Source organism: Mycobacterium sp. HM-7 (assembly GCF_053852335.1).
Window position 1 is genome coordinate 3,195,868 of the sequence record NZ_CM132657.1, and the last position, 19,682, is coordinate 3,215,549.

16 protein-coding genes are annotated in these 19,682 nt (G+C 65.9%); 7 read left to right on the forward strand and 9 right to left on the reverse strand.

Translation table 11 applies throughout. The features are described 5' to 3' along the window. Positions 1 to 211 precede the first annotated feature (211 nt). Positions 212 to 1,210 (forward strand): NAD(P)H-dependent flavin oxidoreductase, encoded by a 999-nt coding sequence (locus tag ACWW1C_RS15450; RefSeq protein WP_455979203.1) that lies wholly within the window; start codon positions 212 to 214, stop codon positions 1,208 to 1,210. On the opposite strand, the gene ACWW1C_RS15455 is transcribed toward ACWW1C_RS15450, so the two are convergent. The 3 genes from ACWW1C_RS15455 to ACWW1C_RS15465 are packed head-to-tail and all read right to left on the reverse strand — an operon-like array spanning position 1,207 to position 4,642. Next, positions 1,207 to 2,511 (reverse strand): amidohydrolase family protein, encoded by a 1,305-nt coding sequence (locus tag ACWW1C_RS15455; RefSeq protein ID WP_455979204.1) that lies wholly within the window; start codon positions 2,509 to 2,511, stop codon positions 1,207 to 1,209. The genes ACWW1C_RS15450 and ACWW1C_RS15455 overlap by 4 nt on opposite strands. After that, positions 2,505 to 3,707, reverse strand: a complete 1,203-nt coding sequence (locus tag ACWW1C_RS15460; protein ID WP_455979205.1) for a CoA transferase — start codon at positions 3,705 to 3,707, stop codon at positions 2,505 to 2,507. Before ACWW1C_RS15460 ends, ACWW1C_RS15455 begins: the two co-directional genes overlap by 7 nt. Next, positions 3,704 to 4,642: an enoyl-CoA hydratase/isomerase family protein gene (locus ACWW1C_RS15465; RefSeq protein WP_455979206.1), complete on the reverse strand. Its 939-nt coding sequence runs from the start codon at positions 4,640 to 4,642 to the stop codon at positions 3,704 to 3,706. The genes ACWW1C_RS15460 and ACWW1C_RS15465 overlap by 4 nt, the downstream gene beginning before the upstream one ends. Positions 4,643 to 4,788: 146 nt before the next feature. Here ACWW1C_RS15465 and ACWW1C_RS15470 point away from each other — a divergent pair, with 146 nt between their 5' ends. Further along, positions 4,789 to 5,874 carry an IS630 family transposase gene (locus ACWW1C_RS15470; RefSeq protein WP_455979207.1) on the forward strand — a complete coding sequence of 362 codons (1,086 nt, stop codon included), beginning with the start codon at positions 4,789 to 4,791 and terminating at the stop codon, positions 5,872 to 5,874. On the opposite strand, the gene ACWW1C_RS15475 is transcribed toward ACWW1C_RS15470, so the two are convergent. Both ACWW1C_RS15475 and ACWW1C_RS15480 read right to left on the reverse strand, forming a co-directional pair. Continuing rightward, the gene (locus tag ACWW1C_RS15475; RefSeq protein ID WP_455979208.1) at positions 5,871 to 6,221 is read right to left on the reverse strand and encodes a hypothetical protein; all 351 of its coding nucleotides are present in this window, start codon (positions 6,219 to 6,221) and stop codon (positions 5,871 to 5,873) included. The genes ACWW1C_RS15470 and ACWW1C_RS15475 overlap by 4 nt on opposite strands. A gap of 52 nt (positions 6,222 to 6,273) precedes the next feature. Then, positions 6,274 to 6,423: a DUF4193 family protein gene (locus ACWW1C_RS15480; RefSeq protein ID WP_455979209.1), complete on the reverse strand. Its 150-nt coding sequence runs from the start codon at positions 6,421 to 6,423 to the stop codon at positions 6,274 to 6,276. Positions 6,424 to 6,628: 205 nt separating this feature from the next. On the opposite strand from ACWW1C_RS15480, the gene ACWW1C_RS15485 reads away from it, so the two are divergent. Next, entirely contained in the window at positions 6,629 to 8,113 is a 1,485-nt protein-coding gene (locus tag ACWW1C_RS15485) for an SDR family oxidoreductase (RefSeq protein WP_455984299.1), read from the forward strand. Positions 8,114 to 8,129: 16 nt separating this feature from the next. Here ACWW1C_RS15485 and ACWW1C_RS15490 read toward each other — a convergent pair whose 3' ends face one another. Then, a complete protein-coding gene (locus ACWW1C_RS15490; protein ID WP_455979210.1) occupies positions 8,130 to 8,618 on the reverse strand; it encodes a TspO/MBR family protein in 489 nt (162 codons plus the stop codon). Positions 8,619 to 8,802: 184 nt separating this feature from the next. Here ACWW1C_RS15490 and ACWW1C_RS15495 point away from each other — a divergent pair, with 184 nt between their 5' ends. Together ACWW1C_RS15495 and ACWW1C_RS15500 are read left to right on the forward strand one after the other, a co-directional pair. Further along, the gene (locus ACWW1C_RS15495; RefSeq protein ID WP_455979211.1) at positions 8,803 to 9,240 is read left to right on the forward strand and encodes an SRPBCC domain-containing protein; all 438 of its coding nucleotides are present in this window, start codon (positions 8,803 to 8,805) and stop codon (positions 9,238 to 9,240) included. A 92-nt stretch (positions 9,241 to 9,332) separates the two neighbouring features. Then, entirely contained in the window at positions 9,333 to 9,551 is a 219-nt protein-coding gene (locus ACWW1C_RS15500) for a hypothetical protein (protein ID WP_455979212.1), read from the forward strand. 603 nt (positions 9,552 to 10,154) lie between these two features. On the opposite strand, the gene ACWW1C_RS15505 is transcribed toward ACWW1C_RS15500, so the two are convergent. The 3 genes from ACWW1C_RS15505 to ACWW1C_RS15515 form a co-directional block, all read right to left on the reverse strand. Then, on the reverse strand, positions 10,155 to 10,901 hold the full coding sequence (locus ACWW1C_RS15505) for an LOG family protein (RefSeq protein WP_455979213.1): 747 nt from the start codon (positions 10,899 to 10,901) through the stop codon (positions 10,155 to 10,157). A 59-nt stretch (positions 10,902 to 10,960) separates the two neighbouring features. Next, positions 10,961 to 13,567 (reverse strand): LuxR C-terminal-related transcriptional regulator, encoded by a 2,607-nt coding sequence (locus ACWW1C_RS15510; RefSeq protein WP_455979214.1) that lies wholly within the window; start codon positions 13,565 to 13,567, stop codon positions 10,961 to 10,963. 108 nt (positions 13,568 to 13,675) lie between these two features. Further along, positions 13,676 to 15,103 carry a hypothetical protein gene (locus tag ACWW1C_RS15515; protein ID WP_455979215.1) on the reverse strand — a complete coding sequence of 476 codons (1,428 nt, stop codon included), beginning with the start codon at positions 15,101 to 15,103 and terminating at the stop codon, positions 13,676 to 13,678. 425 nt (positions 15,104 to 15,528) lie between these two features. Here ACWW1C_RS15515 and ACWW1C_RS15520 point away from each other — a divergent pair, with 425 nt between their 5' ends. After that, on the forward strand, positions 15,529 to 18,552 hold the full coding sequence (locus tag ACWW1C_RS15520; protein ID WP_455979216.1) for a patatin-like protein: 3,024 nt from the start codon (positions 15,529 to 15,531) through the stop codon (positions 18,550 to 18,552). 91 nt (positions 18,553 to 18,643) lie between these two features. Then, entirely contained in the window at positions 18,644 to 19,675 is a 1,032-nt protein-coding gene (locus tag ACWW1C_RS15525) for a peptidoglycan-binding domain-containing protein (RefSeq protein WP_455979217.1), read from the forward strand. Positions 19,676 to 19,682 lie beyond the last annotated feature (7 nt).

A 19,682-nucleotide genomic window follows, 5' to 3' on the forward strand; every position in this document is an offset into this window, starting at 1 on the left:
AATGTTATCCAATCTGTTGCATAAAACCTCGTCGACAGTCGGGCTCATCGTTGACCGCCGCCAAAATCTAACCAATTCCCAACAGGTTCGAGCATCACGGCAATGCGCGACCAGCTGCCAAAGCACGTTTATGCCACTAGTTGCATAATGACAGAAGCGCCGCTAAAGTCCAGTCCAACCACGGTTTCCGACTCGAAGGGCTATCACCACCATGGGCCTGCCTCCCGTCCTCGCACAGCGTCTGTCCCTGCCGGTGGTCGCATCGCCGCTGTTCCTGTGCTCAGGCCCTGAACTGGTGAAGGCGGAGTGCCAGGCGGGTGTCATCGGGTCGTTCCCCGCGCTGAACGCCCGCCCCTCCAGCCTGCTCGGCGATTGGCTGGATGAGATCCAGGAGTCCAACGCCGCCTACGCGCTCGCCAACCCCGACGCCATCGTCGCGCCGTTCGCGGTCAATCAGATCGTGCATCGCTCCAACGACCGCCTCGAACACGACATGAACGTGATCGTCGAGCACAAGGTCCCCATCGTGATCACCTCGCTCGGCGCACGACCCGAGATCAACGACGCTGTGCACTCCTACGGCGGCATCGTCCTGCACGACATCATCAACAATGAGTTCGCGCACAAGGCCATCGACAAGGGCGCCGACGGCCTCATCGCCGTCGCGGCCGGCGCCGGCGGCCACGCCGGCACCCAGTCCCCGTTCGCGCTGGTCCGCGAGATCCGCGAGTGGTTCGACGGTCCACTGCTGTTGTCGGGCGCCATCGCCCACGGACGATCTGTGCTTGCCGCGCTGGCCGCAGGGGCTGACTTCGCCTATGTCGGTTCAGCTTTCCTGTCCACCGATGAAGCCAACGCGGTTCCCGAATACAAGCAGATGATCGTCGACTCCAGCGCATCGGAGATCGTGTACAGCAATCTGTTCACCGGCGTGCACGGCAACTATCTGCGCGGCAGCATCGTCGCCCAGGGTCTCGATCCGGACAACCTGCCCGAATCGGACGCCTCCGCAATGAATTTCGGTTCCGGCGGGAATACGGACGCGAAGGCGTGGAAGGACATCTGGGGCGCTGGTCAAGGCGTGGGCAGCATCAAGGAACGCCTCACCGTGGCGCAACTGGTGGAGACCTTGAAGACGCAGTACGTCGAGGCTCGCCAGGACTTGCTGAACCGGACGCTCGACGACGACATGCTGCAGCCGGTGCACTAACCGGCTCGGTACACCACCGCACCGTCGTAGATGGTCGCGGCGACCAGCGAGGCATCCAGCGCAGCCAGCACCTCGGCCGGCGGTACCGACAACACACACAAATCGGCCGGCGATCCGACCACCAGCTCGCGGGGGGTGTGCGGCTGCTGGGGTGTTCCCAGGAACATGCCCAATGCCGTTGTGGCGTCGATGCTTTCATCCGCGCCGAGCACGCTGCCGGAGGGTGTGCTGCGGTGCACCGCGGCACGCATCGCCGCCCACGGGTCAGCATCGCCGAACGGCATGTCGGTGGACAGCGCGACGGGTATCCGGGCACTACACAGCGACGCCACCCGCCACAGCTGGCAGTGCTCGTCCGCGGGCACGTCGGTGAGGTACTGCTCGCCGCGCTCGGCGACGAAGTTCGGCTGGGTCACCACCAGCACACCGAGGTCGCGCAGGTCGGCCAGACAGTCGTCGGGGATGACGGCGCCGTGCTCGATGCGGTCCCCGGCGCGCGATCCCGCGTGCTTCAGCGCCGCAATCGCCACCACCAGCTGCATGGCCGTAACACAGTGCAGCGCAACGATTCCGCCCTGACCGTGTCGCGCCGCGATCCAATCCGCCAGCACGTCGAGGTCCAGATCGTCGTCGTGCAGAATGCGCTTGGCCGGCGCCAAGGTTTCGACGCGCTGGCGCAGTTCGCCATGTCGGCGCGCCTCGGCGAAGTCCAGCACGTCCTCGGCGGTGAGATCGGGGGTCGCGTCGGTGACGCCGGTGACGCCGAACGCCGAGAGGCGGCGGCTGATCTCGCCGAGCCCGGCGTCGCTGCGCTGCAACGCATGGGTCCAGCTCGGGTCCGCACTGCGCAGCCGGCCGTCGGGATGGTCGGGCAGCCCGACGGCCGTCAACCCCGCGGAGTTCAGGGTCCACAGCACCCCACTGCGGTGCTGGATTCGAACGGGTACGTTCGGTGAAACGTCGTCGAGCGCAGTGCGATCCAGCGGACCGGCCACCGCCTCGTGGTAACCGACGGCCCGAATCCAGCCGTCCTCGCCGACGGCGGCCTGCCCCAGTGCCGTACGCAGCGCGTCGCGGCTGCGCACCTCCCCCGGGCCGACCCGCACTGACGTCAATGCCGCTGCCGCCGAACGCAAGTGGACGTGGTGATCGTGGAGCCCAGGAATGACGGTGCCACCGGCCGCGTCGAGGACGTCCTCGCTCTGCTTCGGCTCGAGACGTTCCGCCACGGCCTCGATTCGCCGGTCCAGTCGGATATCCACGGTCCGGCCGTCGAGCAGTGTGGCTCGTTGAATCAGCATGCTGCCGTGATCCTTTCTCGCACGATGTCCCGCACCCTCGTGTTGTCGGCGCCCAGCGCACCGGCCCTCGACGACACCACGGGCGCCACCGGCTCGGCTACCGGACCTACGCCGTCACCGCCCGTCAACGGCAGCGCGGCGTATTCGGCCGCCACCGCCGCCAGAGCGATCTCGATGATCTCGCCGCCGCCTCGTCGCAGCGACTCTGCCACCGCCAGCGCGGCGTGCAGCCCTGTCAGCGGGTCCGCGATGGCATCACCGCAGAACACCGGCCCGGTGCCCGCCGGGTCGGAGCCGACCAGGCCACCGGAAACCGCGGCATCGTCGCCGAACCCGACCCAGTGGGCGTGGGCCCCAACGGTTCCGTGCCCGGTGACCCGCAGCCACACCCGGCCATCCCGGGCCGCAACGCCTTTCGGCCCCAGTCCCCGGTTCGCCAGGGCATCAGGGCGCGACGATTCGATCACCACATCGGCCACGGACAACAGCTGCCGCAGACCGTCAGGATGGCCGAAATCTGCGGTGTAACAGAGCTTTCCGGCATTCATCCAGTCGAAGAAGCGACGTTCTCCCTGTCGGGTCCCATCTGGCCGCGACGGGCTCTCCACCTTAACCACCGTCGCGCCGGCCCGGGCCAGCAGGTGCCCGCAGAGCGGGCCGGCCCACATCGAGGACAAGTCCACCACCAGTAGGCGGGCATGGTCCTGGAACGGTTTTCGGTTGCCGTATCGACGGACCACCGGTGCGGCGGCAGCGGTCTCCCCCAGCACGCCGACAGGAAGTCCGAGCAGACGCGCGCGCTCCGCGACGGCGGAGACCTGCCGGCGGCCGGCCCACTCGGTGATCGCCGACCATAGGTAGTCGATCGGCACATCAGATTCCAGCAGTGCCGGCACCGTGCCGACGTCATCCGGCCGCGCCAGCGTCAGCGCGAGCCAGCCGTCCCGGCCGGCGAGCAGCCGCGTAGCGCCACCAGCGCTGATCCGGCCTTGCCGGTGCAGCCCTGACAGCGCGGCCCGGCCCGCGAGAAGTGCCGCGGCATCGACCTCGATGCCCAGTTGGCCGGACAGCTCGGATGCGATTGCCCGCGCCCGGCTCAACACCGCGGCGCGACTGAGGTCCGGTGGTCCGTCCGGCATGCCGGTCAGCGCGGCCAGCCCGCTGGCCGACCAGTCCCGCACCGCCTCGTCACTCACGCACGCACCGCATCGACCAAGCCCCAGTCCCGCGCCGTCGCCGCGTCGATCGTCGCCCCGGACAGCACCAAATACGCTGTGCGCCATCGACCGATCCGCCGCGTGATGCTCACGGTGCCGCCCGCTCCGGGGATCAGCCCCAGCGCCAACTCAGGCAGCCCGAGGGCGGCATCCGGGTGACAGGTCACGTGCCCGCAAAACGCCGCCATCTCGAGCCCGCTGCCCAACACTTGGCCATGGACCACGGCCTGGCTCGCCGCGCCCAGTCGCGCCGTGATCTCGTCGAGCACCAGGGCCGGGCTGAAACGTGTGCGGGCCAGGTGCGCCGACGCCGGATCCTCGAAGGTCCCGAATTCGGCGAGGTCTCCTCCGCTGCAGAAGGACGGACCGTTCCCGGAGAGCACCAGCGCGGTCACCGAGGTGTCCAAACGAGCGACCTCCAGCGCCTCCAGCAGTGCCGCCCGCGCATCGGTCGAGAACGCGTTGTGCCGCTGCGAGCGGTTGAACGCCACACGGAGAGTGTCGCCATCCCGTTGCGACACCACCGGATCTGGGAGCAGCGGAACGGTTTTCGGGCCGCGCTCGGCCAGCCAGCGCGCGAACTCCCGGCCGGACTGCAGGGTCGAATAAGCCAATGATTCGGTGACCACCCCGGCGAACGTCGGCGCCGCGGGGTCGAACGCGCGCAGCACGTCGTCACACACGGCGGCCGTCTGTGGCCAGGTCGCGACCCGTTCGCTGATCTGCGCCAGCGCCTGGTCGACATCGGCTACCTGCACGGTTCTGCGGTCCGCACACGGGCGGTCGACCAGCGTGAAAGTCGCGTCCCGCAACCAGACCTCGGCGCCATCGCCGGACGGGTCTCCGACCCCGATCACCAGGCCGCCGGCACCCGGAACATCGGCGAGGTCGACGCCCCTCAGTTCGTCAGGCAATGGACACCCAGGGCTTCGCCTCACGGTGAGCCAGCGGCACGTTCTCGCCTCCTGCGGATGTCGACACCCGGATCATGCCATTTCCGCCGCGGTTTGACGGCTAGTGTCCTGAGTCGTTAATTCACCTTCTCTTGTTAGGGTGGGTCATGCCCTCGCCCCACGCTGTCGAGATTGTGTTGACCGATGACGAGCGTGCGGAGTTGGTGGGCTGGACGCGTCGGCGCACCAGTGCCGCGGGTCTGGCGCTTCGGGCCAGGATTGTGCTGGCCGCTGCCGACGGCGGCACCAATGTGGAGTTGGCTGATCGCCTAGAGCTCGATCGGGGCACGATCCGTAAGTGGCGCAACAGGTTTGTCGAGCTGCGCTTGGACGGGCTGCTCGATGAGCCCCGGCCAGGTCGGCCACGGGTGGTCGGTGACGAGCAGATCAAGGAGTTGATCACCACGACCCTGGAGACCACTCCGCCGCAGGCCACGCACTGGTCGACCCGGTCGATGGCCGAGCATCTCGGACTGTCGCAATCGATGGTCTCGCGGGTGTGGCGGGCATTCGGGCTGGCGCCGCACAAGCAGGACTCGTGGAAGCTGTCCAAGGACCCGCTGTTCGTGGAAAAGGTCCGTGACGTGGTGGGCCTGTACCTGGATCCGCCCGAACGGGCGGTGGTGCTGTGCGTGGATGAGAAAACCCAGATCCAAGCCCTCAACCGCACCCAGCCGGTGTTCCCGATGCTGCCGGGAACCCCAGCGCGAGCCAGCCACGATTACGTCCGCCACGGCACCTCAAGCCTGTATGCGGCACTAGATCTGGCCTCGGGCAAGGTCATTGGGTCCTTACATGCCCGGCACCGGTCCCAGGAGTTTCTGGCGTTCCTGAAAAAGATCGATGCCAATGTCCCGGCAGACCTCGATTGTCACGTCGTGCTCGACAACGCCTCGACCCACAAAACCCCGGCCGTCAAACGCTGGCTGCTGGCCCATCCACGTTTCACGCTGCACTTCACCCCGACCAGCTCCTCATGGCTCAACCTCGTCGAGCGCTGGTTCGCCGAACTGACCACCAAGAAACTGCGCCGCGGCACCCACACCTCAGTACGTCAGCTCAACACCGACATCCGTGCCTGGATCGACACCTGGAACGACAACCCCCGCCCCTACGTGTGGACCAAGACCGCCGACCAAATCATCGAATCCATCGCCAACTACTGCAGACGAATTAACGACTCAGGACACTAGTCGAGGTGGACCCGCACGGTCACGCGACCCTGGTCGTCACGCGTCGCGATCGCATGCCCGGCGCGGTCGGTGCCGCGAAAGTTGACCAGCGTGATGGGCGCGCCCGCGCCGAGGAAGTTGCGCCACCAACTCTTGGAGTCCGGCGTCATCACCCTGATGACGACCTCATCACCGGAGAGCCGGTAGTTCACCGGGGTCTGGAAGCTGCGCCCCGACTTGCGCCCCGTGTACCGGATCTCGACCAGGCTGCGGCCGACGATGCCGCCGAGGACGGGGACGGTGGTCAGGCCAACCGCGGCCTTGTTGAGGGCGCGGGCGACCGGGTTGTCGAAGAACGTGCTGGACATGGTCGCCAGGCTAGCGCGGGCGGAAGGAGTCGGCCCAGTGACCGATCTGGCATCAAGCGCAGTCGCGACAAATGCGGCCTTGCGATCGATCGGCAGCCAGATCGCTGAGCTCTCGAACGAGAATGCAACGGGTGCAGATGAATTCATTGACCTGCTGCGGCGTACGAACCAGCGGGTGCGGGCTGTCGTAATCGATCGTCATGTAGCCGGACCTTTCCGAGACGGACACCGCGCATACGGCATGTCCGCACCGAATGCCCCGTCCGCGTTCGAAGTAAACAATTTGGCATCGACTGCCGGCCATCCGGGCGCGGCCTCCCTCCGAATCACTGGGTAGGAAATGGCGGTTTGGGGAAATGCCGTAACTGTCAGCGTGAAGCCGCAGCCGAGGAGAATCTGTGACAGATGTGAATCAACGCACCTTGCGGGTACTGGTTACCGGCGCCACCGGATACGTCGGCGGGCGTTTGGTGCCACGCGTCATCGAAGCCGGCCACCGGGTGCGCGTATTGGCGCGTAACCCGGACAAGATCAGTGACGTGCCCTGGGCGGCCGACGTGGAGGTGGTGCACGGTGACCTCACCGATGCCGACACCCTCGGCGACGCCTGCCGCGACATCGACGTCATCTACTACCTCGTGCATTCGATGGGTAACCCTGGCGAATTCGCCGAAGCCGAACGCCGGAGCGCAGAGAATCTCGCGTCGGCGGCGCGCACTGCCGGCGTCAAACGCATCGTCTACCTGAGCGGCCTGCACACCGAATCGGATCGGCTGTCCACCCACCTACGGTCCCGCAGCCAGGTGGGACAGATCCTGGTCGACTCCGGTGTCCCGACAATCGTGTTGCAGGCCGGTGTGGTCATCGGTTCCGGCTCGGCGTCCTTCGAGATGATCCGCCATTTGACCAACCGGCTACCGGTCATGACAACGCCGCGCTGGGTCAACAACCGCATACAGCCCATCGCCATCCGCGACGTCCTCTACTACCTGCTGGCCGCCGCCACCGCCGAACTGCCCAACTCGCGGACCTACGACATCGGCGGACCCGATGTCCTGCGCTACGGCGACATGATGCAGATCTACGCCGACGTCGCCGGGCTGTCCAAGCGCAGAATCCTCGTCTTGCCCGTGCTCACCCCCAAACTGGCCGGGTTGTGGATCGGGCTGGTGACCCCGGTTCCACCGCAGATCGGCCGGGCCCTCATCGAGTCGCTGAGCACCGACTCCGTGGTCACCGAGCACGATATCGACGCGGTGGTCCCGCCGCCGCCGGGCGGGACCACCGGATACCGCGAATCGGTCAGGCTGGCGCTGCGTCGCATCAAGAACGGCGAGGTAGAAACCACCTGGGCAAACGCTTCGCCGACCGGCGCGCCCGCCGATCCTCTCCCCTCCGATCCCAGCTGGACCGGCGATGCCATCTACACCGATGACCGCAGCCTCGACTCCGACGCCGCCATCGAGCAGGTGTGGCGGGTCGTCGAAGGCATCGGCGGGGAACGCGGCTGGTACTCGTTTCCGCTCGCCTGGACGATCCGCGGCTGGCTCGACGTACTGACCGGGGGTGTCGGCTTGGCGCGGGGCCGGCGCAACCCGAACACCCTCTATACCGGTGACGCCCTCGATTTCTGGCGCGTCGAGCGCATCGAACGCCCGCATCTGCTGCGCCTGCGCGCCGAGATGCGCGCCCCGGGTAAAGCGTGGCTGCAATGGGAACTGCAGGCCCGCGGGAAGAGCACCAGACTCCATCAGCGCGCCATCTTCTTCCCCAAAGGCCTTGCCGGACGGCTGTATTGGTACGCGCTGATGCCGTTTCACGGCATCATCTTCACGGGCATGATCAAGAACATCGCGGCGGAAGCGCAAAAGGAACGGGCACGTACCGGCTAGCAACTGCCGCCCGTTGTCAGCTGCGCCGATTGATCCACCAGATGTGCGTCGACAGTACGGTCGCGAAAGCGCACCAGGCGGGATAGGCGGCCAGGGGTGCCGCCCGCAGTTGTCGAACCGCGACCGCGCGACGCGTCAGGTCGGCGCTGCTGACGGTCAGCGCGGCAGCGGTCAGTGCCGCCGCCCCGAGCCGGCGACGATTGAAGAAGACCCATGACCAGCTGGCGTTGAGCCCCAGATTGATCGCGAGTGCGGCGCCGAAACGGCGGGCGGCACGGGTGTCTTCCGCATCGCTCAGTCGGTCGAGCGTGTCGGCGGACACGAGAGCGATGTCCGCGTACAGCAGCGGCCACACAATGGGGAACGCCTGCCGTGGCGGCTGATAGTTCGGCTTGCGCAAGCGCGCGTACCACGGTGAGGCGACGGCCGGGCCCGATGCCGCCCCTCCCGCGATGGCAGTGACAACGGCACCGGTGGCGGTGGCGCCAATGGTTTTCAGCTTCATCGGTTGAGGCTCCTATGGGTGAGTTGGGGGCGTGTGACACCGGCGGGGGCGCCGACAATCCACCTTCCCGTTTCATCAGGTCGTCAAAAGTGGTTCGGCGCCGACGCCCCGGCGGATGGCCCCGACCAGTGCGATCAGTGGACAGTTGTCGCCAGGTGTTCACCCCCTCCCGTACGGTGTGTCTGTGAGTTTCGCGATTGACAGGTCAGTAGAGATCGACGCACCGGCCGAGCTGGTCTGGCAGGTGCTCACCGACGGGGCCAGCTACGGCGAGTGGAATCCGTTCTGCATCGAGTGCTCGTCGACGTTCGAGCCCGGCAGCCCGATCGACATGAAGGTGGTGCTGATCGGTCCGCCGAAGAAGCAGCGCGAATTCATCAACACCTTCACCCCGGGCGTCGAGTTCAGCTACAACATGAAGCCCGCCCCGCTGGGACTGCTGCGCAGTGAGCGCTCGCACCGGCTGACCCCGTTGCCCGACGGCCGCACCCGATACGACTCACACTTCCAGTTGTTCGGCCCGGTGGCGCCGATCGTCGCCGGCCTGCTGGGCCGTGCGCTGACGAAGGGCTTCAGCGGTATGACCGACGGGGTCAAGACGCGCGCCGAGTCCCTCCGGTAGGCGGGCGTCGCGCCGGCTGACCGATCTCCAGAGGTCTGTGGAACTGCTCGGCTGAGACGCGCCTGTTCCTGACCGATGAACCTTGCGCTCGGGTGACTGAACTGGGCCGACTATTGTTGCGCCCCGGCCAGACTCGACACCATCGCCGCTACCACGGGCAGCCATCGGCCCACGCGTGCGGACTGTGGTCTCCGCAATACGCCGATTTGATCGTCGGGGCAAAGGAGACCGGCACCGGTTGCGTCGTCATCGTGCTCGTGGTGTTCGCATTCCAGGTATCGGAGCTTGTGCTGGCCGAACTGGGTTGGTAGACAAGCGTTTGCGCCCCCATCGCGATGATGGCACCGACGCCGAGCGCCGCCAGAGCCGACTTCCCGCTGCGACGAGGCCGCTGAAAGCTCGTGTGTTGCATCGATTCTCTCCTTCATCGAATGGTCGCGGCGTGGCGAGGAATAGCCATCAGCAGTTGTGGTGCATTCTCATGTGGTCAGTTGCCCACGCACACAAATTGATGACGTACTGCGGTCTCGCCGACGACTCCGCACGGGTGACCGGAATCAGCGTGAGATTCGGATCAGCCGTCCAACGATCTTGACCGGTGCCGATGGCACTGGTCGGGTGGGCAACAGTTACCGCGCCCATCGTCAGTAGAGCGCCGACGCCCAGCGCTCCCGACAGCGCCTTCAAGCTGGGGCGACGCCGCCGGTGCGCGTTCGGTGGATTCGTCAATTCCGGCCTCCATGGGCGTCAGATCGTCCTGGCAGTGGCTTGTCTCACCTTTGCCACCTGCTGTGATGCAGGTCTCGATGATCTGCGGCCGGGTGCGGGCCGATCCACATCAATACGCCGCACAATCCGCGGGCGGCCGGTGCACAGTGCACCGGGCGGCGTACTTCCAGCTATCGAGCTTCCTGCTATCGAGCCGAGGCGACGATGATGTCGACTGCTTCGGCCACGCTGTCGGTGCAGTGGATCAGCTCCAGGTCGGATTCGGAGATTTTGCCTTCGGCCAGCATGGTGTTGCGGATCCAGTCGATGAGGCCCGACCAGTAGTCGACGCCCAGCATGACGATCGGAAACGCTGTGACCTTGCGCGTCTGGACCAGGGTCAAGGCCTCGAACAGTTCGTCCAGGGTGCCGAATCCGCCGGGCAGACACACGAATGCCTGCGCGTATTTGACGAACATGGTCTTGCGCACGAAGAAGTAGCGGAAGTTGATCCCGAGATCGACCCAGTGGTTGAGGCGTTGCTCGAACGGCAGCTCGATTCCCAGACCGACCGAGAAGCCGCCGGATTCGCTGGCACCGCGGTTCACCGCTTCCATCGTGCCCGGGCCGCCGCCGGTGATCACGGCGTAGCCCGCCCGCACCAGCGCGGTGCCCAATTCCTCACCCAACCGGTACTCGGGAGAATGCGGCGTCGTACGAGCGGAGCCGAAAACCGTGACAGCCCTGGGCATCTCGGCAAGGGCATCGAAGCCGTCGACGAACTCGCCCTGAATGCGCATCACTCGCCACGGATCGGTGTGGACCCAATCGGCGGGGCCGCGCCGGCCCAGCAGGCGCTGGTCGGCGGTCGTAGTGGCGCAACGATCACGGCGAAGTTGCACCGGGCCGCTGATCTGGAGCTCGCCGTCGTCCTCGTTGTCGTTCCCGTTCATGTCGGCCAGCGTATGGGAAGGCCATCACGCCGTTGTCCGTTGCGAAGGTTGAGAGAGGTTCAGCGACTCGCAGCGCCCTGGCGGATCAGCCCGGCAAGATCTTCACGGTCGGAGATGTCGAGCTTTGTGCAGGCGCGGTACAGGTGGCCCTCCACCGTCCGCACCGACACGGTCAACCGGTCGGCGATTTCGCGGTTGCTCAATCCCGCGGCGACCAGGTTGGCAATCTCCCGTTCGCGCACCGTCAGCGGCAACGGGTGCGTCGCCAATTCCAGTGCCGGAGTTCGCACTCCACCGCACTGCGCGGCCAACCGGTTGGCGACGGCTGCCGCCTGCGCGCTGCGCCGCCGGTCGTCGGCCGCCGCAAAGGCCGCCGATGCCTGCGCCGCCGCGTCGAGAGCCGACAACAACGCACCCACCTGCTCGAATTGCTCTGCGGCGGCGAATAATCCAGCACCGTCGCGATCACTGACTGCCTGGGCATGCGCCACAATCACCGCCGCGAGGCGGCCGCCGACGCTGGAGGCGACATCGATCAACCTCTCCGCGGCGCTCTGGTCACCGAATCGCACGGCATCGTGCAGCGCCAACATGGACACCGCACTCTGCCCGGAGCTGTCGGCCAACCTGGCGGCATCTAAGGCCAATTCGATAGCGGCGCTTACGCTTCCCTCGGCCGCGGCGAGCCACGACTCGGCAATCCTGAGCTGCGGGCCGAACACCGCGACGTGCCGGCCAGAGCGGACCTTCAGCTCGGCGACCATCTTCGCTCCGGGCTGCACCTGGCCCAACGCGCAGTAGGACTGTGCCAGCAGCAGGCGGGCCGGGAAACTCCACGAGGCCGCCGACTCGGCGGTCAGCGCAGCCACCGTCTGCTCCATCCGCGACACCGTCGCGATGAAGTCGCCGCGAGCCAGCCCGATGGTGCCGGCCAGCACGTTCGCCATTCCCCACGCCAGATACTGGCCCGACGAGGTGATCTGCATCATGACAGCGGAGCGACTGCTCGCTGCATCGAATTTTCCGGCGAGTACCAGAGCACGCACCTCCCCGAACGCGGTGAGGTAGCGGAGTAAACCGTCCGCCTTCGCGCTCGCCATGCGACCGCGGCGAGCCACTATCTCCACCTCGTCACTGCGTCCCATCAACGCCAACGCGAGCGCACCACCGAAGGCCGCCCACTGCACCGCGACTGGGTGCGCGATCGGGTCGGCCAGCACCCGCTCGGCCGTCGCCACGGCCTCGGGCAGTCGGTTCTCGAAGGTCAGCGTTGCCGACGCGGTGCCGTCGATGATCGGTACCAGCTCGGGGCTCGTGATCCGCTCACGCAGCAGTGCGAGTACTTCGTCGGCCCCCTCGGCATCGCCCATCGACCAGTGCAGGTTCGCGATACGCGCCCATCCCCACCGCAGCAGTTCCAGCTCAGTCATCTGTTCGGGGTCGAACGCGCTGAGCGTCTCCTCGGCTTCGGTCGCCTTGCCCTGCCACAACAGCGAACGCGCCAGCAATTCACCGGCCTCCAGGCCACCGCCCCGATTGGTGGCAGCGCGCGCCAACCGCTCACCCAACGTCACATTCGTGAGGGCGATCGCCTCTCTCGCCGCTGTGACGAGCAGGTCCAGTTCAGGGACCTCGTCGCTGTCCAGGGTCAGCTCCGCCAGGCGGATCCGATGTGCCGGACTACTCAGCGGGCGGTCGCGCATCGCGCGCACCAGCTCGCCACGGAGCCGACGCGCTGCGGCCATCCCCAGCCGACGACGGATCACCTCACCGAACAAGGGATGGGTGAACCTCACGTCGATGCCGCCCGGCTCCTCGCCGACTCGCACCAGGCCGCGGCTCTCCGCGTCTTCCACCACTTCCGCACCGACGATCACCGTCAGGGTGTCCAGGTCGAGTGGTTCGCAGAAGGTCAGCAACCGCAGCGCGTGCAGCACCGGGTCGGGCAACTGATCGACCCGGGAATCCAGCAACGATGCCAGCTCCGAGGTGACGGCAGCCCGACCGCGCAGCTGCCACACACCCCGCACCTGCCGCAGCGTGCCCGCCTCGATGGCCCCCTCCACCAGGTGGCGGACGAACAGCGCATTCCCGCCCGAGGCCTGCCACATCAGCTCCGCGGACAGCCCTTCCACCTGTCCGCCCAGTGCTGCCTCGATGAGGCCGACACATTGCTGCTGACTGAACGGCATCAAGTGCAACCGCTGGAGATATCGGTCCTTCCACAGCGACGTGATCGCGTCGGGGACCGGCGCACCGGCACGGACCGTGGCCACGATGCGCACCGACCCGTCCAATGCCAGCTGGTGCAACAGAGTCGCCGACAGCTGGTCCAACAGATGCGCGTCGTCCACGCCGATCACCGAATGACCTTCGGCCAGAATCGTTTCGCGCGCCGCGGACAGGAACGCCACTGGATCGCGCGACGTCGCGCTGCGAACGAGATGAGCGAACACCCCGAGCGGAATTCCCCGGGCCGACTCTGTCGCCGCCACCCAGTGCGCGCGCACCGGCAGCGACTGGGTGACCAACCGGGCCAGCGTGGTTTTGCCTACACCCGCGTCCCCGACCAGCACGATGCCGCAATCGCCGGATTCCCCGAGCAGCGCCCCGCGAATCACCGAGAATTCATTGTCGCGGTGAACGACCGGCCAGTTTTGGGCCACAGCGGATGAGTCTACCGGCCGGTTTCCGCTGCTGAAGGCGTTATGACAGTGAAAAATCGGGACCGCTTCTCGGGCCGGCAGCTAACGTCCGGCCCGAAATATCGGACCTCACATCTTGTCGTGCAGATCGGACACCATGTCGAATAACGTCTTGTTGTTGTGGGTCCTGGTGAGGACTTTCGACAACGTCGTGATTTGGTCGAACACCGAGCGGGTGGTGTTCTGCTTTTCGTCGAGCGGCTCGGTGTCCGGGGCCAGCAGGTCGACCATGCGGTAGTCCGCGCCATCGGGGCCGATCAGCGGCGTGCCGTCGGTGTTGGTGCCGTTCAGCATGTTCACGATGTCCTGGGTCTGCGCCATGGTGATCACTCCTGTCGTCCGGGTGGCGGCTACCGGTCCTGCACCGACAGCGCTTCCGATGCCGCATGCTGCGGCGAAATCATTGGGCGACAATCCATCTGCCACATTCATGTCGCAGTTGCCAAACGGATTGCAGCCCATCGGCAGGCCTTGATTGGCGCCGTACGCTCCGTCTGTGTACTGGTGGGCGATCTGGCCCGGCAGCAGCGGGTTGGAGCCGTACGACGCGGCAATCACCCGTAATCCCTTGGGCCGCGACACCCACATCGTGTTGAAGTCGCCCTGATTGGCATAGCCGATGATGCGCGCCGGGTTACCGGCATATTCGGCGAGGTTGTCGTACAAGGCGTTGATCCAGGCGGATCCGTCGCCGCCAGGATTACCGCCACTTTCGACGTCCAGCATCAATACGACCCTGGGGTGCAGTCCCCCGTTGGCGTCGATCGTCTGCCGCACCGTGTCGGCATTGTCCTGCCAATTCGGGCGCACGTAGGTGTACACGATGCCGCATTCCAACCGCCCGGTGTCCAGAGCATTGCGCATCCACGCATAGTTCTGCGCGAAGTTGGAATCCCGGTGGGTGCCGTCGCACACGCGGATGGAGAGAATCTTGTACGGGTAGGAATCGCCGACCGGCACTTGGAATTCGGACACGTCGGCAAAGAAGCTGTCGACGTGCCCCTGGGCCGGCGGTGTGCCGTCTTCGACAATCGGGCCGGCGACGTACCAGTGGTCGTTCCAGTAGTTGCTGTCAGACGGAATGGCTTTGGGGTTGGTGCAGCACCCCCACGAGCCCGACGATTCCATCGCTACGCCGTCGACCACGCAGTTCATGTGCGAGTGCGGACCGCCGTCGCCTTCATGGTGGAGGTTGATCACCACCGGCGCGTCGCCGGGCACGTCGCTCAACGATGCGACATGCATCAGATCGAACGGTCCGACGTGCTGCTCTCCGACAGCCTTGTAGCGGTACGACTCGGTGGACAGTCCTTGCCTGCCCCATACCATCTGGTCTCCGTTGAACACCGCTGAGAGCACGTCGGTCACCAGGCCCGAACAGTCACAGCCCACACTGCGATCACCGGGATCCCAGGTGCCGCCGTAGACGTAGTCATCGCCGAGCCGGTCGAAGAATATGCGTTTGGCGAACTCCACGCCGCCGCGAGTGACAGTCATCAGTCCCTCCTTGATGAAGTGATGGGAGACCCAGTGTCGCGACGAAATGGGCAGGGAAGCACCAGTAGCGCACTACTCGAATCGCGACACATCGGGCACCGAATGTCGGGGGCACGCGGCCACGGTCGAGTAGCCGGCTACGCAGGCGTCCGAGCTGCCAGAGCCGCAACGTCGTTGGCGCGTAGGCGAACTGGGTCGCGAGCTGACGCGGCGACTCGGTCGTCCTGCCATTGCAGCGGATCGACGTCCGTCGGCGGAGCGATTCTGATGACTGTCCACGCGCCGTTCCTGGGCACGGGAATTGTGCCGTAGCCATGGCGAATTCCGATTGATGACACCTGAATTCGAATATTCGAGTAGTCGACTACTCGATACAGGTACCCGCCGCCGTCATTAGCTTCGAATCCAGCAAAGGGAGGTGCGCGATGGCATTTCAGAGTCCGTCCCGGGCATCGGAATCCACCCAGGAACTGCGACTGGCGACCACGATGACCGGCGGTGTCAGCCTCGCGATCTGGATGGCCGGGGTGACGCGGGAGATCAATTTGCTTGCCCAAGCGTCGCAGTGGCGACTGAGGGGCGGCGACCTCACCGCCTCCACACTGACCACAGCGGCCGAAGCGTCCCTCAAACTCTATGCCGAGCTGATCGATCTGCTCGATGTCGTCGTCGACGTCGACGTGCTGTCAGGGACCAGCGCCGGCGGCATCAACGCAGCGTTCCTTGCCTGGTCCCGCGTCAAGGGAGCCGACCTCGGCAGTCTCCGCGAACTCTGGCTCGACCTGGGGTCCTTGACCGACCTGTTGCGCGATCCCACGGAAGCCGGCACGCCGTCGCTTCTCTACGGCGACAAATGCATGTTCAAGAACCTCGACGCCCAGATTCCGACCTTCACCAAGGGGCCGTTCTCGATCCCCTCCACCGCGGGCAACAACGAACTGCCGTCCACCACGCTCTACATCACGACGACGCTGCTCAACGGCGAGACCAGCAGGTTCACCGATTCATTCGGCACCCAGGTACAGGACGTCGACCGACGCGGCGTCTTCACCTTCACAGAGGCCAACCTCACGAGCGGTGATGCCGCATCGGCGCTGGCGTTGGCCGCCCGCAGCAGCGCCTCCTTCCCCGTCGCATTCGAACCGTCCTTCATCCCCTTCACGGAAAGAACAGTCGGGAACGGGGAGCTGCCGGCTCGGCCACCGATGGCACCTTTCACCAACTTCACGCGCCCGCACTGGGTCGCCGACGGTGGCATGCTGGACAACCGGCCCATTGACGTTCTGCTGCAACGAATCTTCGACCGGCCTGCCCAGCGACCGGTCCGCCGGGTGCTCCTGTTCGTCGTGCCGTCGTCGGGACCGACACCGACCGTGGACGTGGGCCCGCAGGACCGGCCCGACGAACCACTCGGCCTGCTCGACGCTCTCCTCAAGGACCTCACCGCGATGACCTCGCAATCGATCGCAGCCGACCTCCGCGCCATCCGCACCCACCAGGACCGCATGCAAGCGCGCATCAACACACTACTGCATCTGGCACAACTCGCCACCGGTCTACCGGAGCGGTTACTCACCCCGCAGTTGCTGGCGGACTACACGCGCCAAGAAGCCGCCCGGCATGCCCAGATCATCACCGCCGCCCTGCTTCGCCAACTCAGCACCTGGCCCGCGTCGGACGGTTCACCACAGAGCATTCCCCGGAAATGGGAGGCCAATCTGCAGATCGGCGGTAACGCCGAAACCCTCTGCCGCACAGCCATTACCGATTTCATCGCAAACAGGTGGTCGCCCCCGGGCCAACCGCCACCGGCAAGCACTGCGGACCTTGCCCGGTACTGCCGGCCGGCATTCGACCTCGCCAAAGCCTCCGCGATCGTCATCGTCCGGGCGGCCTGTCAGCTCGCGACCGCCCCGACCGACATGACGGCCGTCGCACACATCACCAGAGACATCTCGGCTGCCTGCGCACCGCCCGCACCGTTCGATCTCGGCGACCTCATCAATAGGGTCTGCACCAACGCACAGACCCGGGGCCGAGCACTGGGCGAGGCCGCACAGGACCTCGCCGCGGCGTATCTGGAGCACTTCAACGTCAACGAAAAGGCATGGGAAAAGCTGGGTTCCGCCATCGTCAACGGACATCGAAAGCTGACCACGATCGCCACCCGGCCACTGACTATCGGGCAGGCAGCCGACGCCGTCCGCCTGCCCGATAGTCAGCACCTCGATCAGCTGACGACCTACCTCGCCTACCTCGGGCAGGAACCCACAGCGGAGGCCGTGGCCACGAAGCTGTTCGATCTCGCCGCCGCGCAGCGGGCGATGCTCCCCACCGACGCGGACGTCGAGCAGTCGCTGGAACTGATCCAAGTCAGCGCCGACACACGCTGCCGGCTCGCGCCCGATTTTCAGACGGCCGCACAAAAGCTCACCGGCATGCAATTCCACCACTTTGGCGCCTTCTACAAACGGTCATGGCGTGCCAACGACTGGATGTGGGGCCGACTCGACGGCGCGGGTTGGCTCGTACACGCACTTCTCGACCCACGACGCGTGCAGTGGATCGTCCCGACACCCGCAGCCGACGGGGCAGTCAGCCGGGCGCAGTGGTTCGTGAACAAGCTCGAAGCGATTGGGGCGCCCGACATTCCGAGCGCCGACCCGACGCCTGCCGAGGTGCTCACAGAACTCCAATTCCTCGACAACCCAGACCAGCCAATGCCGACCAGCCTCCCCCACACATCCATGTGGCTGGCGCACTCGTGGCAGCGAAGTGTCCTCGACGACGAACTGGACGCACTCGCCGACGCCGTCCTCGACCCGCGACCGGGAGCATCCCCGGACTGGAGCCCCGAAACAACTCTCAGCTGGGCCGAATCGGTCCGGGCCGCCTCTGCCGCTGCCAAATACGGATTCCTACCCGAAAATCCCATTGCCGCAGAAACATTCGCCACTGACGGGGACTCCCCACTCATGTCACGCACCATCGCCAAAGCCCTGGCCACGGTGACCGCCGCGGCCGGTTCCGTCGAACAGTTACCCAGCGTTCTCAAGCCACCACTGACGGTCGCACGGATCATGGCCGTGGGTGCGTATCGCGCCGTCTGGTGGGCAAAAGGCAACACTCACCGAATCATCGTTCTCGGCGCAGCGCTACTCATTCTCGGCGCAGCGCTTCTCGTTGTCGGCGCCGCAGCCGCGCTGCATGGCTCGATCATCCTGGGACTATTGGGGCTCGTCGTCGTCGGCGGGACGGGCGCGTATCTCGTCGCTCTGGGAATGTGGCAGCAGCACTCCAGCAGACCGCCAGTCGCCCATACCGCCACCCGGCTCAGCCACGACGATGACGTGCGTGCTGCGCCGGAACCGGATCGACGCTTCCACGTCTCGCTCGCCACACCACGGGCCCGAAGGGCCCGGTCCGAGAGCCGCCCGTTGTCGAGATGATCGTCGAGTACACCTCGCCATCTGAATCACGTTGCCTGTCAACCATGTTCAGGACGAACGAGTAGTCAAACGCCATGAAGGGAGCACACCGATGCCGCTACCGTACGGGCCCGGAGCCCACGGAACAGAAATCGAATACTGGCAAGCCTGGTTCCGGCGTGAATACCGCGCTTACGCGCCGGCCAAGGATCGGGTTTACGGCGACAGTGATGTCGCCGCGGTCAGCGAAATGCAACGGCGCCTCGGGTTGCCTCAGACCGGCATCTTCGACGACACGACGGCGCAGGCCGCCCACTACGCTCCCCCGCCGCCGAATTTGCGTCCGATCATGTTCACGGTCGAGGGGCACCTGTCGGACATGTTCAGGGGGCCGGTGGCCGACACCGCGACAACCCTTGAGACGGAAGGCCTTTGCCATCATCAACCCGTCGGCTACAACAACGGGGCGCTGCCGTTCGACAACGACAGCGGAGTCAACGAACTCGCCCGGCTGCTCGGCGCCACCCAGATGGACAACGGCGTGCCGTTCCCGGAGGGCACACCCTGGTCGCTCGGCATCTACTCCCAGGGCGCGATCGTCGGGTCCTACTTCTACTTCCGGTTCCTACAGCCCGGGCAACCGCTGGCCTGGCGCACTCCGGATCTCAAAGGCGTTCTGGCGTACGCCAACCCGTGTCGGCAGACCGATTCCATCGCGCCGTGGGCCAGATCCGGAGTGACCGCGACGGGTACGCACGGCCTGGACCCGCTCAAGCGGTTCGGCATGCCCGGTTTCCCTGCCAAGCCCGACAACTGGATGGACGTCTACCGCGAAGGCGACATCTTCGCGGAGAACAAAGACGACCAGGCAAGTGCGGTCAAAGCCGCCGTCTATGAGGCGGTGATGAACGACTGGATCAGCAATCCGTTCTCCCTCGCCGGGCAGATCGCGTTCACGCTCCACGCGCCCTTCGAGGAGGTGTTCGCCGTGATCGAGGCGATGATCAGCGGCGCGGTGTTCCTGGCCAGTAACCCGAACCCGCACTATGCGCCGTTCGAGCTCAAGGGCGGTGAGCGGTGGATGCGGGAACGACTCATCAGCGGATCGGTTCCGGTTCCGCGGGCCAGGCCGGTAGTCGTCTGAAGAAACT

What these genes read in the sequence shown, in the direction of transcription:
- ACWW1C_RS15450 (WP_455979203.1), top strand. Translation starts at nt 212, where the DNA reads ATGGGCCTGCCTCCCGTCCTCGCACAGCGTCTGTCCCTGCCGGTGGTC.
- ACWW1C_RS15455 (WP_455979204.1), bottom strand. Translation starts at nt 2,511, where the DNA reads ATGCTGATTCAACGAGCCACACTGCTCGACGGCCGGACCGTGGATATC.
- ACWW1C_RS15470 (WP_455979207.1), top strand. Translation starts at nt 4,789, where the DNA reads ATGCCCTCGCCCCACGCTGTCGAGATTGTGTTGACCGATGACGAGCGT.
- ACWW1C_RS15475 (WP_455979208.1), bottom strand. Translation starts at nt 6,221, where the DNA reads ATGTCCAGCACGTTCTTCGACAACCCGGTCGCCCGCGCCCTCAACAAG.
- ACWW1C_RS15480 (WP_455979209.1), bottom strand. Translation starts at nt 6,423, where the DNA reads ATGACGATCGATTACGACAGCCCGCACCCGCTGGTTCGTACGCCGCAG.
- ACWW1C_RS15490 (WP_455979210.1), bottom strand. Translation starts at nt 8,618, where the DNA reads ATGAAGCTGAAAACCATTGGCGCCACCGCCACCGGTGCCGTTGTCACT.
- ACWW1C_RS15505 (WP_455979213.1), bottom strand. Translation starts at nt 10,901, where the DNA reads ATGAACGGGAACGACAACGAGGACGACGGCGAGCTCCAGATCAGCGGC.
- ACWW1C_RS15515 (WP_455979215.1), bottom strand. Translation starts at nt 15,103, where the DNA reads ATGACTGTCACTCGCGGCGGCGTGGAGTTCGCCAAACGCATATTCTTC.
- ACWW1C_RS15520 (WP_455979216.1), top strand. Translation starts at nt 15,529, where the DNA reads ATGGCATTTCAGAGTCCGTCCCGGGCATCGGAATCCACCCAGGAACTG.
- ACWW1C_RS15525 (WP_455979217.1), top strand. Translation starts at nt 18,644, where the DNA reads ATGCCGCTACCGTACGGGCCCGGAGCCCACGGAACAGAAATCGAATAC.